General features: G+C 61.9%; 20 protein-coding genes. 9 read left to right on the top strand and 11 right to left on the bottom strand.

Annotation, left to right across the window (positions count from 1 at the left end; genetic code table 11):
• The 9 genes from ABMC89_RS16335 to lnt are packed head-to-tail and all read left to right on the top strand — an operon-like array spanning position 1 to position 6,881.
• A complete protein-coding gene (locus tag ABMC89_RS16335; protein WP_349569855.1) occupies positions 1-423 on the top strand; it encodes a disulfide bond formation protein B in 423 nt (140 codons plus the stop codon).
• Entirely contained in the window at positions 420-1,079 is a 660-nt protein-coding gene (locus ABMC89_RS16330) for a DsbA family protein (RefSeq protein WP_349569853.1), read from the top strand. Before ABMC89_RS16335 ends, ABMC89_RS16330 begins: the two co-directional genes overlap by 4 nt.
• A gap of 23 nt (positions 1,080-1,102) precedes the next feature.
• Entirely contained in the window at positions 1,103-1,570 is a 468-nt protein-coding gene (locus tag ABMC89_RS16325) for a copper chaperone PCu(A)C (protein ID WP_349569851.1), read from the top strand.
• On the top strand, positions 1,570-2,196 hold the full coding sequence (locus ABMC89_RS16320) for an SCO family protein (RefSeq protein WP_111734018.1): 627 nt from the start codon (positions 1,570-1,572) through the stop codon (positions 2,194-2,196). The genes ABMC89_RS16325 and ABMC89_RS16320 overlap by 1 nt, the downstream gene beginning before the upstream one ends.
• Positions 2,193-3,566: a peptidoglycan DD-metalloendopeptidase family protein gene (locus tag ABMC89_RS16315; protein WP_349569849.1), complete on the top strand. Its 1,374-nt coding sequence runs from the start codon at positions 2,193-2,195 to the stop codon at positions 3,564-3,566. Before ABMC89_RS16320 ends, ABMC89_RS16315 begins: the two co-directional genes overlap by 4 nt.
• Positions 3,567-3,569: 3 nt before the next feature.
• The gene (locus ABMC89_RS16310) at positions 3,570-4,025 is read left to right on the top strand and encodes a DUF411 domain-containing protein (RefSeq protein WP_111734014.1); all 456 of its coding nucleotides are present in this window, start codon (positions 3,570-3,572) and stop codon (positions 4,023-4,025) included.
• Between the two features lie 12 nt (positions 4,026-4,037).
• Positions 4,038-4,820, top strand: coding sequence for a ZIP family metal transporter (locus tag ABMC89_RS16305; protein WP_349569847.1), 783 nt, complete (start codon positions 4,038-4,040; stop codon positions 4,818-4,820).
• 28 nt (positions 4,821-4,848) lie between these two features.
• On the top strand, positions 4,849-5,307 hold the full coding sequence (lspA, locus tag ABMC89_RS16300; RefSeq protein WP_111734010.1) for a signal peptidase II: 459 nt from the start codon (positions 4,849-4,851) through the stop codon (positions 5,305-5,307).
• The gene (gene lnt / locus ABMC89_RS16295) at positions 5,274-6,881 is read left to right on the top strand and encodes an apolipoprotein N-acyltransferase (RefSeq protein WP_349569844.1); all 1,608 of its coding nucleotides are present in this window, start codon (positions 5,274-5,276) and stop codon (positions 6,879-6,881) included. Before lspA ends, lnt begins: the two co-directional genes overlap by 34 nt.
• Here lnt and ABMC89_RS16290 read toward each other — a convergent pair.
• The 11 genes from ABMC89_RS16290 to ABMC89_RS16240 all read right to left on the bottom strand — a co-directional run bounded on the left by ABMC89_RS16290 (position 6,862) and on the right by ABMC89_RS16240 (position 16,909).
• Entirely contained in the window at positions 6,862-7,374 is a 513-nt protein-coding gene (locus ABMC89_RS16290; protein ID WP_349569842.1) for a L,D-transpeptidase family protein, read from the bottom strand. The two genes, lnt and ABMC89_RS16290, sit on opposite strands and share 20 nt — an antisense overlap.
• Before the next feature lie 63 nt (positions 7,375-7,437).
• Positions 7,438-9,606, bottom strand: a complete 2,169-nt coding sequence (locus tag ABMC89_RS16285; protein WP_349569840.1) for a heavy metal translocating P-type ATPase — start codon at positions 9,604-9,606, stop codon at positions 7,438-7,440.
• A gap of 64 nt (positions 9,607-9,670) precedes the next feature.
• Positions 9,671-10,462 carry a TniQ family protein gene (locus ABMC89_RS16280; protein ID WP_349569838.1) on the bottom strand — a complete coding sequence of 264 codons (792 nt, stop codon included), beginning with the start codon at positions 10,460-10,462 and terminating at the stop codon, positions 9,671-9,673.
• On the bottom strand, positions 10,459-11,382 hold the full coding sequence (locus tag ABMC89_RS16275) for a TniB family NTP-binding protein (RefSeq protein ID WP_349569836.1): 924 nt from the start codon (positions 11,380-11,382) through the stop codon (positions 10,459-10,461). Before ABMC89_RS16275 ends, ABMC89_RS16280 begins: the two co-directional genes overlap by 4 nt.
• Positions 11,342-12,976, bottom strand: a complete 1,635-nt coding sequence (locus tag ABMC89_RS16270; protein ID WP_349569834.1) for a TnsB C-terminal domain-containing protein — start codon at positions 12,974-12,976, stop codon at positions 11,342-11,344. The genes ABMC89_RS16275 and ABMC89_RS16270 overlap by 41 nt, the downstream gene beginning before the upstream one ends.
• A gap of 228 nt (positions 12,977-13,204) precedes the next feature.
• Positions 13,205-13,474 carry a DUF6455 family protein gene (locus ABMC89_RS16265; protein WP_349569832.1) on the bottom strand — a complete coding sequence of 90 codons (270 nt, stop codon included), beginning with the start codon at positions 13,472-13,474 and terminating at the stop codon, positions 13,205-13,207.
• Positions 13,471-13,752 (bottom strand): DUF6455 family protein, encoded by a 282-nt coding sequence (locus ABMC89_RS16260; RefSeq protein WP_349569830.1) that lies wholly within the window; start codon positions 13,750-13,752, stop codon positions 13,471-13,473. Before ABMC89_RS16260 ends, ABMC89_RS16265 begins: the two co-directional genes overlap by 4 nt.
• Before the next feature lie 145 nt (positions 13,753-13,897).
• Positions 13,898-14,341 carry a CBS domain-containing protein gene (locus ABMC89_RS16255; RefSeq protein WP_349569828.1) on the bottom strand — a complete coding sequence of 148 codons (444 nt, stop codon included), beginning with the start codon at positions 14,339-14,341 and terminating at the stop codon, positions 13,898-13,900.
• A 72-nt stretch (positions 14,342-14,413) separates the two neighbouring features.
• On the bottom strand, positions 14,414-15,082 hold the full coding sequence (locus ABMC89_RS16250; RefSeq protein ID WP_245820677.1) for an NnrU family protein: 669 nt from the start codon (positions 15,080-15,082) through the stop codon (positions 14,414-14,416).
• 4 nt (positions 15,083-15,086) lie between these two features.
• Positions 15,087-16,298, bottom strand: coding sequence for an NnrS family protein (locus ABMC89_RS16245; protein WP_349569826.1), 1,212 nt, complete (start codon positions 16,296-16,298; stop codon positions 15,087-15,089).
• Complete coding sequence (locus ABMC89_RS16240) at positions 16,295-16,909, bottom strand: 5-formyltetrahydrofolate cyclo-ligase (protein WP_349569824.1); 615 nt, start codon at positions 16,907-16,909, stop codon at positions 16,295-16,297. Before ABMC89_RS16240 ends, ABMC89_RS16245 begins: the two co-directional genes overlap by 4 nt.
• Positions 16,910-16,981: the final 72 nt, after the last annotated feature.

The raw sequence follows: 16,981 nt of genomic DNA, 5'->3' as shown, positions 1-16,981 counted from the left end.
ATGAACCGTATGTCCGGAGAAACAGCCCTCGGGCTGGCGTGGATCATCGCGCTCGTTGCCTCACTTGCCGTGCTTTTTATCGGCGAGGTGCTGGGGCAGACGCCCTGTGTGCTGTGCTGGTTCCAGCGCGCCTTCATGTTCCCCTTGGCCATTATCCTCGGGCTGGGCCTTTGGTGTCGGGACGGCCGCGTGGGGCGTTACGGCATCGCATTGGCGCTTGGCGGCGGCGCAATCGCCCTCTGGCACATGGGGCTGTACGTCGGTCTTGTTCCCGAACGCATCCAGCCCTGCACGGCCACTGGCCCCTCTTGCACCGATGACAACCAACTGGTCTTCGGCATCCCTATCCCGCTGATGGCGCTCGCCGCCTTCGCGCTGATCGGGGCGCTGTCGGCCCTTTCACTGAAGGACACACGAACATGAACCGACGCGGCCTGATCCTGTCCGTTCTCGCCCTCGGCGTCGCCGGTTTCGGTGGAGCCACCTGGATTGCGACCCGCCCCGGCCCGGTGGCCGAAGCGGCGCCCGTTGTGCCGGAACTTGCGGACGCGATGATCCGCCCCTACTCGCCCATCCTCGGGCCTGCGGAGGCGCCCGTCACGATCGTCGAATTCTTCGATCCGGCCTGCGAGGCCTGTCGCGCCTTTCATCCCATCGTGAAGGACATCATGGCTGAGCATGGGGATGCTGTCCGCGTCGTGATCCGCTACACGCCCTTCCACGGCGAGGCATCCGAGGAAGCGATCCGCGTGCTCGAGGCGGCGCGCATGCAGGACGTTTACGTGCCGGTGCTCGAGGCCGTTCTGCGGGAACAGCCGAGATGGGCGTCGCACGGTGCCCCGGCGCCTGGCCTGATCCTTCAGATCGCCGCCACGGCCGGACTCGATGCCGAGGCCGCGCGCACGCAAATGCTGGCACCCGATGTCGTGGCGATCCTGAACCAGGATCGTGCTGACGTCGAGACCGTGGGAATTCGCCAGACGCCCACATTCTTCGTGAACGGCATGCCGCTCGATCCATTCGGAGAGGCAGAATTGCGTCGTCTGGTGGCTGCCGAAGTCGCTGCCGCGCAAAGCTGAATGGAAAGGGCAGGATCAGAACGATGAAAAAGTATATTTTGACCAGCACACTGGCGGCGCTTTTGACCCTTGGAGGGTTCTCAGCGCCCGCGCTGGCCGGACCCGAGGATGTTGTCGTCGAGAACGCGTGGTCCCGCGCCTCCATCGGGATGAACCGTCCCGGGGCCGCTTACATGACGATCCGCAACACTGGCGACGAGCCAGTGACGCTGATCGGCCTTACAACACCGCTCGCGATGATGCCCGAAATTCACGAGACGAAGACAAATGCCGAAGGTGTGAGTTCCATGAGCCCGGCGGGGGAGATCGCGATCGCCCCGGGCGAGAGCGTCGCGCTCGAGCCGGGGGGCCTGCACGCAATGCTGATGCGGCTACAAGAACCGATGACGGAAGGGGACACCTTTCCGCTGACCCTGCTTTTCGAAGACGGAGGCGAAGTGACGGTCGAGGTGCCGATCCTCGGAATCGCCGCGCGGGGGCCAGAGGACTGATGCGGCGACGGGCGATCCTGGGGTACGGCGCGGCTGGTGTCGGGGCGGTCGCCCTGATGCTCTTCGTCGGTTGGTGGCAGGTCGATGGACCCGGTGGAGCCGAGCCTGTCGGGCAGCGGCCTGTGGCCCTGACCGAGATGGATTTCCGTCTGACGGATCATGAGGGCAACGCGGTCGGGCCAGAAACCCTGATCGGTCGCCCGACGATGGCGTTCTTCGGCTTCACCTACTGTCCCGATGTCTGCCCGACCACGCTCTCGGACATTTCGGGATGGCTCGACGATCTGGGAGACGAGGCCGAAGAAATGAACGTGGTTTTCATCACGGTCGATCCCGAGCGCGACACTGTAGAGGCGATGGCCGAATATGTCGGCTACTTCCATCCTGGGATACGTGGCTGGACGGGACCGGAGGAGCAGATCGCGCGCGTCGCGGACGGCTTCCGCGCCACCTACGTGCGGGTGCCGACGGAAAGCGGCGATTACACGATGAACCACACCGCGAGCGTCTTCCTGTTCGCAGCCTCTGGGCGGTTCGTCACCATGATCGACTATCACGAACCCAGAGAATTCGCGGTGCCGAAAATTCGCCGCGCGCTGGCAGAAGAAATGGAGGGGGCGACATGAGGCTCAGAACTTTGGCGGCGGGTGTCGCAATTGCGGGGACGGTTTTGGGAGCGGCTATCGCCATCTCTGATTTCATGCCGAAAGAACCCGTGCCGCCGGAACTTGCCAAGGCAGGTAGCTGGATGCCCCAAGGTCCTGAAGCCCCTAGAAACGTTGAAATCCTCGTGACGCTGCCCGCGACGGCATGGGCAGAGGATGCACCCGACCTCGGCCCCCTACCCCTTCTGCAGGTCGCGTTTGCCGACAGGCCGGTAAGGGCGATCGAGCCACCGCTGTCGACGTGGTCGCGCGACATTGCACCTGGCGAGACGCTCGATTTCTTGCTGTCCGAAGCTGGACTTGCGGCACCTGACAGAGCCGAAGTTGCCCTCGCGCTTGGCGCGGAATACGATCTGCGACGGCTGCGGCCGGGGCACTCGGTCACTGTCGCTTCGACCGTGGACGGCAGCCCCCGCACCGTCTCACTCGCCGTCGAGGACGGAGTGCGGATCGAGGTGGTTTTCGGCGAGCAGTTGTCTACGCAGGTCGTGGCTCCGGATCCGGAGATCGTAACCCTTGCCGGCAAAGCCGTGATCGACAGCTCGATCTTCGCGGCACTCGACGAAGCCGGCATACCCGCCCGTTTTTCCGTGGACCTTGCGCAGATGCTGGGTGGGACCGTGGATTTTCGCCGCGAGTTGGCCGGTGGCGAGACACTAAGGCTTCTCTGGCGTGAGGCGCGGGTCGGCGAGGACAGGATCGGACAGCCCGAACTCGCCTTCGCCGCACTGGAGATCGGCGGTTCGCTTTACGAGATCGTATGGCCGGACGACGGCAGCGGTCAGGCGACGATCTACGTCGATGGCGAGGTGCTGCGCGTCTTCGCACAGCCGGTCGAGGGTGCGCGCCTCAGCTCGGTGTTCGGACGCCGCACGCATCCGGTCTTTGGCAACGTCCGGATGCACACCGGCGTCGATTTCGCAGCGGCACGCGGGACACCGGTTCAATCGACGGCACCGGGGCGGGTCAGTTTCATCGGCTGGCGGGGCGGCTATGGTCGAGTGGTCGAAATCGCCCACGGCTCCGACACCATGACGCGCTATGCGCATCTGAGCGCCGTGCCGGAAGACCTGGCACAAGGCCAACGCGTTGCGGCGGGAGATGTGATCGGCCGCGTCGGCGCGACTGGTACGGCGACAGGTCCGAACCTGCACTACGAAGTCCTTGTGGATGGGCGCCCGACTGACCCCCTCTCTGACGACCGGCTCGCCGAAGCAGCCGAGAGCGAAGCGGATGATACCGCCGCGCTCTCGCGTCTGGCCGAGGCGCGCGCGCTTCTGAATCAAAACCTCGGCAGCGAGATTGCCGAAACGACAACCGAAAGGCTCTGACCCATGAAACGCATGACCCAAGCTCTGGCAATCACCCTCGCCCTGTTCCCGGCGGCCCAGGTCCTCGCAGAGGCAACGGCGATCGAGGTCCGCAAGACGAACGGTTGCGGCTGTTGCCTGTCTTGGATGAACCATCTCGAAGAAAACGGGTTTGCGCCGACGGGCGAGAACATGTTCGGTGGGTCGCTGGTTCGCTTCAAGCTCGACAACGGCGTGCCGCAGCGCATGGTCTCCTGCCACACCGCGCTCATTGATGGCTACGTGATCGAAGGCCATGTCCCGGCCGCTGACATCCGCCGCATTCTCGAGGAGCGCCCGGACGCCGTCGGCCTCGCCGTTCCGGGGATGCCCTATGGCTCGCCCGGCATGGGGCCAGAAGACGACCGCGAGGCCTATGATGTCTTCCTCATCCGCAAGGACGGGTCGACGGAAGTCTTTTCGAGCTACGCCGAAGGATAATCTGGCTCGCCCATGGAAAATCTGTCTCCGATAATGCTCGGCTTTCTCGGAAGTCTCGCCGCCGGATCCCTTACGGCAGTCGGGGCAGCTCCCGTGCTGTTCGGGCGCATCCCGTCCCGGGCCACGCGCGATCTGTCGCTCGGCTTCGCTGCCGGTGTCATGCTGTCAGCCTCGTTCTTTTCGCTGATCATCCCGGCATTGGATGCGGCAGAGCCAATGTTCGAAAACGGCGCGATGCCTGCGGCCATCGTATGCGTCTCGATCCTTCTGGGCATGGGGGCTGTCGCGCTGATGAACGAAAAGCTGCCGCACGAGCACTTCAAGACGGGACGCGAAGGGCCCGAAGCGGCGTCTTTGCGGCGGGTCTGGCTGTTCATCATCGCGATCACGATCCACAACTTCCCCGAAGGCCTCGCGGTCGGGGTCGGCTTCGGATCCGGAGGTATGGGGGGCGGTCTGCCGCTCGCCATCGGCATCGGGCTTCAGAATGCGCCCGAAGGATTGGCCGTCGCTGTATCTCTGCTGGGCGAGGGATATCCGAAGCTGCGCGCCTGGGGCATCGCGGCGCTGACGGGCATGGTCGAGCCGATTGGCGGCCTGCTCGGGGCCGGGATCATCACACTGTCGGAACCGCTGCTTCCATGGGGTCTGGCCTTTGCCGCGGGAGCGATGCTCTACGTCATCAGCCACGAAATCATCCCCGAAACCCATCGCAGCGGCCATCAGAACAGGGCAACGCTCGGTCTCGCTGTCGGGCTCGTTCTGATGCTGTTTCTCGATGTCTGGTTGGGATGAGGCAATGTCATCATACAAAGTATCTCCGATGATCGGCGTATTTGCAGCGCTTGCTACGTTCGCGATCGATCAGATCACCAAAGCCATTGTCGTTGCGAATGCCGTCACTTTAAGCGTCGGGATTTCCGTGTTTCCGGGATTCAACCTCGTCTTTTATCGTAATGACGGCGTGACTTTCGGGATGCTGGGCGGCGCTCCGTGGTGGAGCCTAATCGCTCTCGCTCTTGCCATCTGTGTTTGGCTAGGGGTTATGCTGTTTCGCGCCGAAAATGCGGTCGAAACACTTGCCTATGGCGCGATCATTGGCGGAGCCCTGGGCAATGTCATCGATCGTGTGCGGTATCGGGCTGTAACAGACTTTCTCGATTTCTACATTGGCACAACACATTGGCCTGCCTTCAACTTGGCCGATGTATTTGTCGTCAGTGGCGTGGGGCTCTTGCTCGCCGCGCCATGGATCAGCGCGCGGCGTTCGATCAAGTCGTGAAGCCGGAAATTCTGAACCGCATCGCTCTGCGCCACCGTTTTCTTTCGCGGATGACGATTGGTTTCGTCGCCGGGGCGCTGACCGTTCTGACTTTCCCGCCTTTCTCGCTTCTCTTGCTTGTTCCCATTGCCTATTCCGCGTTGTTTGTCGGTCTTCGCGATCTCTCCTTCGGGCGCGCTTTCCTCGTCGGCTGGGCGTTTGGTCTTGGCCAGTTCGGTTTCGGGATTTCGTGGATCGCGGAAAGTTTCTACGTCGAGGCCGAGCGGTTTGGGACGATGGCGATCCCGGCGGTCGCGGGATTGTCCGCAGGTCTCGCGATTTTCCCGGCCATTGCCGCCGTGCTCTTCGCCGAAATCGCGCGGCGCGGAGCCATGGGCAGTCTCTTGAACTGCCTCCTGTTCGCGACCTCTTGGACCGTGGCCGAGTGGTTGCGTGGTCACGTTCTGACAGGGTTTCCCTGGAACCTGGCCGGTTACGCACTTGTGGACTATGCCGCCCTTCGCCAGACCGCCGCCTGGGTCGGAAGCTATGGGCTAAGCTTTCTCACCGTGTTCGTCGCGTTGCTCCCCGGCGCTGTTGTCATGGCGTCCGGGCGGCAACGATTGAGCATCTCGCTCGTGGCGCTGGCCGGCATCGCGACGATGTGGGCTGTCGGCACGCTTCGCCTCCAGTCGGATGCACAACAGCCACCCACTGTCGACCTGCGCATTGTCCAGGGCAACATTCCACAAGAGGAGAAATGGGCGCCCGAGAACCGCGAGGCGACATTCGCGCGCTATCTTGAGCTTTCAACCCTGCCCGGCGATTTCGACGTGCTTCTCTGGCCGGAAACCGCCTTTTCGGGTTTCCTCGATGAGGATACGGAGGCACGGGATCGCATTGCCGCTGCGCTCACAGAGGGCAGGGTGCTGCTCACCGGTGTGCCGGACCGTGTACCGAGCGAGGATGGCACCCGATATTTCAACACGGTCCAGGCTTTTGGCGCGACCGGCAGAATCCTGACCGGATACGCGAAACACCATCTCGTACCCTTCGGCGAATATGTGCCATTCCGTGGCTGGTTGCCCATCGAGCGGCTCACGGCGGGTCTGGGCGATTTTACGCCCGGACCGGGCCCGCGAACGCTTGCGCTTCCGGGTGTGCCGCTGGTCGCCGTGGCGATCTGCTATGAGATCATCTTCCCAAGCCATGTGGTCGACGACCTGTTCAGGCCAGACTGGATCTTCAACGCAACCAACGACGCCTGGTTTGGCACCAGCATCGGACCTGAGCAGCATCTGGCTTCCGCACGTATGCGCGCCGTAGAGGAAGGCCTTCCTGTCATTCGAGCCGCGAATACGGGCATCTCTGCGGTCATCGACACGAGCGGAGAGATCGTTGCGCGGCTCGATACCAGCGAAACGGGCATCATCGACGCTAGCCTGCCCTCCGCGCGACCGCCGACACTCTACGCGAGCTTCGGGGACTGGATGCTGCTGGCGCTCATCTTGGCTTCGTGGAGCTGGGCAATGGCGACCAATGCGACGGCGCGCCACCTCCGCATGAGAAACACCGTCATGCAAAGATGTGGATAGGTGTTCCGTCCTTCACCATTGCATAGATGTCCTCGATCTGCCGATCTGTGACCGCGATGCAGCCAGCTGTCCAGTCGCGGACGTCCGTTGGGTCGATGCCGGGTCGTGGACCACCATGGATGAAGATGTCGCCCCCGGGGGATCGGCCCTGCGCCTCGGCAAAAGCGATGTCGGCCTCATTCGGATAAGAGATGCCAATCGAAAGATGGTAGGTGCTGTCGGGGTTGCGCTTATCTACTATGTAGGTGCCCTCCGGGGTCCGACCGTCTCCCTCGAATTGCTTGTGACCCTCGGGCGCGAAACCCAGTCCGACCGGATAGGTTTGCAATACGCGATCAACTCCGTCCAGAACAAGCGAGCGCTGCCCCTTGTAGAGCCGAACACGGGTCACCTCGGGTCCGCCATAGCTGCGGAACTTGCTGGCACAGCCGGACAAGAACGCTGCCAACCCGCCCAACAGGACGGCGCGGCGGGGAAATCGGATGGTTTTCACTGCTCGATGCCTCTTTCGTGAGGTCTGATATGGACACTACGTTACCTTGCAAATGCTGCGTGATCAATGTCCGTGGGCCAGCGCGGCCTTTGCCATCTGTGGACCAACCTGTTCACCGCCGGACGGCGGCACCTTGGCCACTTGGCTGTTAAGCAGGCGCAGGGCGTTGGCCACCACCAGCAATGCCACTCCTACGTCGGCTGCAATAGCGCCCCACATCGATGCCACTCCGAACGCAGTAGCGACGACGAAAACGCCCTTGGTCGCCAAGGAAATACCGATGTTCTGATGGATAATCGACATTGTCCGGCGCGAATGACCGATCAGCCAAGGCACCTTGCCGAGGTCGTCGGTCATAAGGGCAATATCCGCCGTCTCGATTGCCGCGTCCGAACCAACAGCACCCATCGCGATGGCGTAATGCGCACGCGCCATGGCGGGGGCGTCGTTCACCCCGTCGCCGATCATGGCCACCATGTCATGCGTTTCGACCAGTTCTTCGATGGCAGTCACCTTGTCTTCGGGCAGAAGTTCGGCACGGACCTCGTCGATGCCGACCTCGGCTGCAACGGCGCGCGCTGTCCGCTCGTTGTCGCCCGTCAACATGACGATGGTCTTCACGCCTTGCGCGTGGAGCTGTGCCACGATGCCCTTGGCGTCGGGGCGGATACGGTCGCGCAATTCCAGGATGCCGGTCACGCCGGTGTCGTCGCCCACGGCAACAAGGGTGCTGCCAGCCCCTTCGATGCGGTCGCGCAAATCCTTCGGAATGGCGTCGCCGAAACCCTTCTCCTCGGCAAACCGGTCGGACCCTAGCCAGATCGACCGGCCGTCTGTGCGTCCTTCAAGTCCCCTACCGGGAACGGTTCGGGTATCTTCCGCGGCGGACACATTGATGCCGTCGGCTTCTGCCCGCGCGAGAATGGCGCGCGCCAAGGGATGCGAGGAACGTGCCTCCAGCCCAGCGGCGAGGGTCATCAGATCTTGCGCCGATGCTTTGCCCAGCGGATGCACCGCCGCCACCTCGGGCTCGCCCATGGTGATCGTGCCGGTCTTGTCCATGGCCAGTGCAGTGGTCTTGCCCGGTGCCTCAACATATGCACCTCCCTTGATCAGCACCCCGGCCCGCGCTGAGGCGGTGAGTGCAGCGACGATGGAGACCGGTGTCGAGATGACCAGAGCACACGGGCAGGCGATCACCAGCAGCACGAGTGCATTGTAGAACCAATAATCCCAGGCCCCACCGAAAATGAGCGGCGGCAGCAGGGCAATTGCAACGGCGAGAGCCATGACGATAGGCGTGTAGATGCGGGCGAACTTCGCCACCCACTGTTCCACCGGCGCGCGGCGGGCATGGGCGTCGCCGACCATGCGGATGATCTTGGCCAACACGGTGTCCGAGGCGGCCTTCGTGGCGCGCACCGTCAGTGTGCCTTCGCCGTTGATCGTACCGGCATAGACTTCGTCGCCCCGTTCCTTTGGGACCAGCGCACTCTCTCCGGTGATTGGCGCCTGATCGACGGCCCCTGCCCCGTCGACAACCTCACCATCCAATGGGATGCGGTCTCCGCCGCGCACGATGAAACGTGCGTTGATAGCAACCGCAGAAGCCGGAACGTCCGCTTCCGATCCGTCATCATAAAGAACTCTTGCCGTCGGCGGCGCCAGGTCGAGCAGAGCTGAAACCGCATTCCTCGCACGCCCGACGCTCCAGCTTTCGAGATAAAGCGAGAGCGAGAAGAAGAACGCGACCGTTGCCGCTTCGAAAAATTCGCCGAGGCCAATTGCACCCGCGACTGCGACGACCATCAGCAGGTTCATGTCGGGCGACAGCCGTCGTGCGGACGACCATGCCTTGGGTGCCACGAGCCAGACACCGAACAGGATCGCAACCGCGAATAGCCCTGCCTCGACCAGTGGCATTGGCGCTTCGCCGTGCCCTGCGAAGAGGCCGAGTGCCGCCCCCATGCCGGTCTCGATGATGTGCCACAGAAATCCCGCGGCCCAGAAGCCGCCACTGAGCGCCGTAAACAGCCGCTGGCGTGCAAGATGGGCCGCCTGGTCGACCGACGCGTTTTCGGCATCCCAGGGCTTGGCGGTCATGCCGGTGCTTGCGACCAGTTCTGCAATTTCGCCGTCCGATAAACTCTTGGCGCTGTCGAGAATAGTCATCCGCCCATTGATCACGTCGAACGCGAGATGCTCGGCCCCGCCGATCTTCGGGCCGACCACCTTGTTCAGGTGTCGCGTTGCCCTTTAATCTGAGACGGGGCGCGTTTGGCGGCAATTTTTGCCCTTAATTGTGAGATGCGGCTGTCATGGGGCCGGCGCTTTTCGCGCGCCTTTGCGCGATGTGATAAACCGCGGCAAGCAATCGAGGCTCCTTCTCGAAGGCGCGCAAGAAAGCAACCCTTGCATAGTCGTCGATGCTTTTGCTGACGATGGCTGCCTTAGCCAAGGGCCGAGATCGAGCGGCGGCGATTGCGGCGAGGCAGAACAGCCTAACTTCCGATCTGGGGTTCTGGACAGCGAACGACGGATCCCCGCGGAAGGTTTTGAGTGACATGGCAAAGGTGACTGCGCGCATTGCGCGCCGAAGTTGCTTGGGGCGGCGCGATCGCGCGGCGCACTCAAGCATCCCTGCCCCGCGGCGCGCTCGGAATATCAGTTTTCCGGATATTTGTTCCTCACGGGGTTTGCCAAGGGTCTGCACAAGTCTCGTCCCGCAAACTTGGCAGTCAAATGCCCAGGCCCGCCTCCAATGCCTGAGCGAAAGACCCTCTCTGGAGCATTGCACGCAATGCTGGAATGGCATCTGAGCCGTCAGCGAGGCTTCTCGTGGGGTCATTGCCGGAAAGGTCAACGATCGCACAACATCTGGGTCGACTCGTGCGGCGTTGGCAATCCTCTCCGCCGTGGCCGCGTCGACACTGAAGTCCAAGGCGGTGCCATGCGCGGTATCAATTTTGATATGAGCCAACAGTTCCGCGTCATCGCAGTAGTTGGCCGCCGCCAGCCGAGATAACCAACCTGACAACAACTCGTCTGGCAGCGGCGCGACAGTTTTCGGCAGCGGGTGCGGCTTCACACCCCGGACTTCTCGAGTCGCCGATAGGCGTTCGCATGGCGCGACCAAACCGGCGTCCATTTTGCGATCGCGTCATCAGTAATGCATTCATCACCTGTGACAATGGCGTCGATGGAAAGATCCTTGATCAGGGCGAAGATGCGCGAGGTCACCCCACCGGTCAGCGCAAGTATCTGCTTGAGTGACTTGACCTTCAGATTGGATTTCTTCTCGAGGGGCATTGCCGCGATGAGTGTCTGGATCATGTCCGAGAACTCGGCATCGTCGCGCCAGTTTGGCAGGTGATGTTCGTCCAGCCGCCTGGCAAGCTGGATATCACCACGGATGGCATCAACGGCCTCGCTGACCCCGAGGCAGACCAGCGACACCTCGAGTTCATTGCTAAGATACCGCAGAACATTGAGAAAGCGGCGCTGTTCGCGGTGGGTCCCGGCCAAGAGGTTGTGAACCTCGTCGATCATGATCATCCGAAGGCCAAGGTCGCGCAGGAGCGCGATGACGCGGACTTCGAGGGAAGCCACATTTTGAGCGCGGGCGCTCAGTGCCGTCGCCGGGGCGCCGACGGCGGCCAAGATGTGCAGGTAGAACCGCCGTTCGTCTGGTGCGGGCGGCGCTTGCAACAGCAGCAGCGGTGTGCGAGTGATGCCTGACGCCGGATCGTATTCTGGTGCGTATTTGCGCGACAGGTTTCGGGCGATCATCGTCTTGCCGATCCCGGAGGCACCATGCACAAGAAGCCCAGGCATACGGGTTTGCCGTGGCGCTTCGATCAGACCCTGCAAGCGGTCCAACACCTGTTCCGCCCGCGGAAAGCCGATCCAGATATCCGATTGAATGAGGGCGATCCGACCGTCTTCCTCAGTTGTCCTTGCCCTCAATTCACCATCTCTCCACCTTGAACAATGGGCGCGATGTATCACCAGTGTCGATCGGGCGCAGCCCTTCGGTTGACGAGACGGCTGAGTTGGCGCCCTCCAATGTCACTTTTCTTTCACGGGTTCTGCGTTCGGCCTTCGTCAGGCCCCGGCTTTCAGTCTCGATTTGGCGTTGCTTTCGGATCAGCTCAGCCAGCACCAGCTCGTTGGACCCGGACTTGCCAAGGGCCCGAGCCTTCCTCATGGCTTCGCGATATTCCCAGAGCGAGACGGGCGGAATTTCCAGGTTTCTGTACCGCGCCTCAACATATCGGCCATCTTCCAGTTCAACCCAGATCATTGAGATATCGCGAGGATCGTAGCGAACAACCACCTTTCCATCGCCGCGTCCAATGTGGCCTGCAAGGGCATCGGACCAGTACCGTATCTGGAACAGATGGATGCCGTCACGCCTGACATTGCGCAGTTCGCTCGGCAGGAAACTCACCTGAAAGGCTTCCATCTCGAAGGGGATGTCGCCCGTCATTTGCTCTGAGAGCGCTTCCCATTTGGCAACGGGCGTACAGCCAAGGCTTGAATGAATGCTGTTGTTGTAACGGCAGATTTCGAGAGCAAACCAATGATCGAATTCGCTCAGGGTCATCGTGGCCTGGCCTTCGGCGTCATAGTCGCCCTTGGCCGCGATCGAGGATTGCGTTGTTCCCGGCAACAGGTGAACGGCCCCCATCATTGTCCCGATCAACCGCTCGATGTGACCCCCGAAGTGAGGACTTCCCGGCGGCCGATAGATCAGATCGATCCCCCATTCCGCACATGCCGACCGAAAGGCCCGCGACCGGAAATCGCGGCCATTGTCGACATGGATGCTCTGCGGTTTGCCTTGTGCGGGCCAAGGAATATTGCACGCCAATTCCGCCAGAAGTTCCGCCTTGGGGGCTACCGCCTGTGTCAGGCAAAGCGCCACTGACAGACGCGAAGGTGCCTCGAGAGAGGTGAAATATCCCGTTACCATCCGCGTTGCGATGTCGATCGCCAGCGTGACCCAAGGCCGCCCAATTGGTTGGCGTTCAAAGCTGTCGACAAGAATGATGTCCGCCGGCGTATGATCAATTTGGACGATCTCCAGTGGCACACTGGCCTTGTTCTCACCTGTGACTGGCGCAAATTTCTGGCGGGCAACCTTTGCGCCCTCTCGTGCCTTCGCAACTTCGCGGGCATCCATCGCATCCAGACGACGCTGAACCGTCCGCCGTGTCGGCGGTTGCAAGCCCTGCTGCCAGCACGCGCTGCGGATTTCGGTCACAACACGCGACAGGCTGGATCGTTCCCGGCGCAAGAAATAACGGCGAAGATGCTCTTCGATCACCGCTTCGACCTTGCTTGATATCAAGGCCGTACCGACTGGACGGCCCCGTTTCCGCGGAGCCAGCGCGCTGGTGCGCCCACCCTCTTCCGCCAGCCGCTTTATCCAACGCCAGACCGTCGCCCTGCTGACACCAAGCTCCCAAACGGCGTCATTGATGCCGCTCTCCAGACTGCCAGCCCCATTGAGATATGCCTGAACAAGCGGACGTAGCACGGCGGCCCTGCGCGACTCTTCAGCACCAACTGCAACGGAGGCTTCGCCATCATCATCCATCGATATTTGCCGCACATGTCTGTGAACCCTGTCTCAGGTTTAAGGGCAAGAATATCGGAATTAAAGGCAAAATCTCATATTTAAGGGCAAAGGACAGCCGTTGATTTCGTTGGATTTCTCATCTCACAATTAGGGGCTACGCGACAACTGGCGATCGGCACGCTGGGCCTGCCGCGGGCCGTGGCGGCCAAAACCTGGATCGAGGACGTTCTCGGCGCGTAAAGTGACTTAGCGCGGTCTCAGCCCGTCAAACAGCTGTGCGTTCGGACAGAAGGACGGTGGCGGAGCACCGTGCTCGGCCTTTGCCAACCAAGCCTTGCAGGCCTCGTCATTCCGACAGTTCAGACATCTGATGACGGCTGACTGAAGCTCCGAGTCCCCACACAGCCCGCGTTCAAGGGCCGTCATCGCGCCGGTGATATCAAGCATACCTCCCATCTGGCCCAACCGCGCCTCGCGGACCGCGTAAAAGCTGCCAAGTGCCTCACGAATGGTCATGCGCCCGGTTCCTTTGTGTAGCCGTCTGCCTTCAAACGCAGGATCGTGTTCCGGTTCGGACAGAACGCGGGCGGCGGCACGCCATCCTCCGCTGTCGCAAGCCAGCTTGCGCAGGTGTCGCCGCTCTTGCATTCGTAGCAGTTGATAATGGTGTCGCGAATTTTGTCTTCCACGTCCTTCGGCATACGCCGTTTCGGGAGCGTGACACCCGTGACGTTGAGCATTTTCCGCCTGAGCGCCATGCGTTCTTCGAAGGCACCAATCGTTGTCTCGAACAAGCTTGTTGTCATGGCAGACACACCTCCCCTGTGTTGCACATGCTCACCTTATGCGTAGAATCACTGAATACCTTGATCTGGCGCAATTCGGCTCAAAATGAGACGCGCGGCGTCACCGGTTATCCGGGCACCACAAAAGCGCTCGCTACCCGGATATGTATCGCTCCAGTTGGTCGATCACGAAGCGCTGGTCGCTGATCTTGCTTTTTACCAGATCGCCGATCGAGACAATGCCAATGACCCGGTTCTCACGGATGACCGGCAAATGACGTATCTTCTTTTCCGTCATCAAAGCCAGACCCTGATCGGTTGACTGGCCGGGATCGGCGCAGACAACCGGGGTTGTCATGATGTCCCTGACTTTGGTTTTGGGAGAGGATTTGCCCTTCAGAAAAACCCTTCGTGCGTAATGCTGCTCGGTAATAATCCCGACCAGCATCTCACCATCCAGAACAACAAGCGCCCCGATGTCATGATCGGCCATCGCCTGGATGGCATCAAGAACGGTGGCATCAGGCGTCACACTGAAGACCTCCGTGCCCTTCTCGTCCAGGATTTGCCGAAGCGTTTTCATCGGAAGCGGTTCCATGCATCAACTGCTGCAAGATACTGTAGCCGATCTCGGTGCGCGCGCCTTGATCGGAATCAATCATGGGTTTTCTCAGCCCAGCGGGCTGACACCAAACAACCATGGATGCACCCAGATCAAGCCGACATAAAACGCGACGCCAGCGATCCCGCGGACGATCGCCGCGCCCCAGGAGGTCGGTCTGGCAGTCCCAAGGCTGGATGTCACCTCGGCATGCAGACGGTGCCACGCCACCCCCATGTCACGCTGCCGCCGCCGGTCGACAAGACGCCCGCCGATCGCGGCGAAGATCGCGAAAAATCCGAACAAGAGCACATGCGCCAGATCGCCGTTGGGCACGATATGCGCCAACGCCCAAAGCGACAATGCCAGAAGTATCGGGTGCCGCGTCATCCGAACTATTCCAGCGTGCGTCGGATCAAAGCGGTCGTTATGCGCGCCGCCGAAGGAAAACGGGTTCGGCCGCCCGATGGCGAGCGCCAGGATCACGCAGACGAGCAGCATCGCAGCAAGTGGAACATGCGCCTGCCACGGCGTCCAGTTCCACAGCAGCACGACAGGCGCGCGCCCGGCGGCTCCGATCAGCCACACCAGCGCGGCCAGCGACAAAACAGAATAGGCAATCGTGAACCCGCGTTGGCCCAACCGGGCCTGCAACCACGGCCGTACGGGAGCGCGCAAGGGGAGCGAATGGGTGACCATGAAGCCCACCCAAGCCAATGCAAATTCCAACCAGCCCACTTCCCTAGTCTCCGGGTCGCTTGTCCGGCGGTAATCGCAGCAGCAGAGGCCCATAAATCATGACGAACCCACCGAAGCCCGTGATCCAGCCAAGGCCCGCGATCAGGTGCAGCCAGTCCGCCTCGGACGGCCAGACCCCCGCACCCACCCGAGCCAGAACCGCCACAATCAAAGCAAGATAGACACCAACCGTTCCGATCCCGGCCGTCAGCGGCTTGCCCGTATGCCCCAGCGTGGCACGGGTCATCACGGCCAGCGTCATCAGCCCGATCGCCCCGGCCATCCAAATATGCTGTGCCGCTGCCGCCCCGAAGAGGTCCGGCCGGAGAGTTTCCGCGGCGATGGCGAGTGCCCCCAGCGGCACAAAGGCATAGGCGACGTGCAGAACGGCAACCAGCGGCTCGGGTCCCGTGCGATACCCGGCCCACCGCGCCAGACGGAGGGCATGCGCAATCCCCGCCAGAAGAAGCGCGAAGCCCGCGACCCAGTGGACCGGCAAGACGACCCAGATCAAAAGCGCCGCTAGAAGCAGCAGCAGGGCGCCCTTGTCGAGTTTCTGCATCGGCGGTGTCGGCAATTGTCCGTCACCACGTTTGACGAGCCAGTTGCGCGTGAAAGACGGCACAATCCGCCCGCCAATCACGGCGATCATCATCACGCCAGCGACAAGCCCCAGGCGCAGGCCATAGCCTTGCGCGGCATAGGAGCCAGTCGCGGCCTCCCAATGAAACAGCGCATTGGCAAGCGTGAACGCGGCCAGCATGCCGAGAACGATAAGGTTCTTCCAATTCTTGCCCGCGACAATCTCGCGCGCGATCACAAACCCAAGGGCGACCGGCATCGCGAGGTCGACGACGGCGACCACGAGAGGCGGCAGCAGCAGCGACAGCCCTACGGCAACGCGCCCTGCCACCCAAAGCGCAGCCAGCCCGCCCAACGACCAGCCAACAATCGGCAGACGACCGGTCCAGTTCGGCACCGCCGTCAGCAGAAACCCCGCAACGACGGCCGAGAGATACCCGAACAGGAATTCATGCGCATGCCATGACACCGGATCGAAGGCCGTCGGCACTGTCAGAGCACCAGACAGCATTGGCACCCAAAGCGCCATGATCAGTACGGCCCAGACCCCAGCCCCGAGGAAAAAGGGGCGAAAGCCGAATGTAAGCAGTGCCGGGCCACGCCAGGCGCGCATTTGCTCAGCTGTGCTGCTCATGGTGTTTGTCTCAAAACTTGCGCGCCCTCTTGGGTCAGGATGACGTCCAAGGGAATATCGTGAGGCTGTGGGAAAATCGTTGTCAGGCAGGCGGAGTGAAACCCGATACCGATGGTAAAAGGCCGCGGACGCAGCGCGGCCAGCGTTCTGTCGAAATAGCCACCCCCATAGCCAAGTCGGAAGCCTGCGCTGTCCCAGCCCACCAATGGTGCCAGCGTTATGTCGGGTGTCAGTGCGTCTGCCTCGGGCGGCGGGACGGGAATGTTCCAATCCCCCCGCACCATGATTGTGTCGGGGGTCCAGCGGCGAAAGACAAGCGGCGCCGCTTTGTGTTCGACCAATGGCAAAGCAATTGTGACACGTGCCGCGTGCAGATCGGCCATCAGCGGTCGCAGATCGGGCTCTCCCTTGATTGGCCAATACGCCGAGATCACCTTGCCCTGCGCGCCGTCAAAGCGCGTTAACAGCAGCTCTCGCAGATGCCTGGAGACCGCCGCTCCCACGGCTGCACGGTCGCTGACGCTGAGCGCTTGGCGTTCGGCGCGCAGTCGCGCACGTTCCGACGTTCGCCATCGCGCCACGTCCCGCGCCTGTTCGGGATCCACCGCCATCGGATCAAAATAGTCTGGCGCGATCTCGCCCGCGAGGCACGGCGGCGAGGCGAAACGGCTTCCAGTGTCTGT

The sequence above is a fragment of the Sulfitobacter sp. HNIBRBA3233 genome (genome assembly GCF_040149665.1).
Classification (GTDB): domain Bacteria; phylum Pseudomonadota; class Alphaproteobacteria; order Rhodobacterales; family Rhodobacteraceae; genus Sulfitobacter; species Sulfitobacter marinivivus.
The sequence above is the reverse complement of the archived record's forward strand: the minus strand, read 5'-3'. Positions and strand labels throughout refer to the sequence as shown.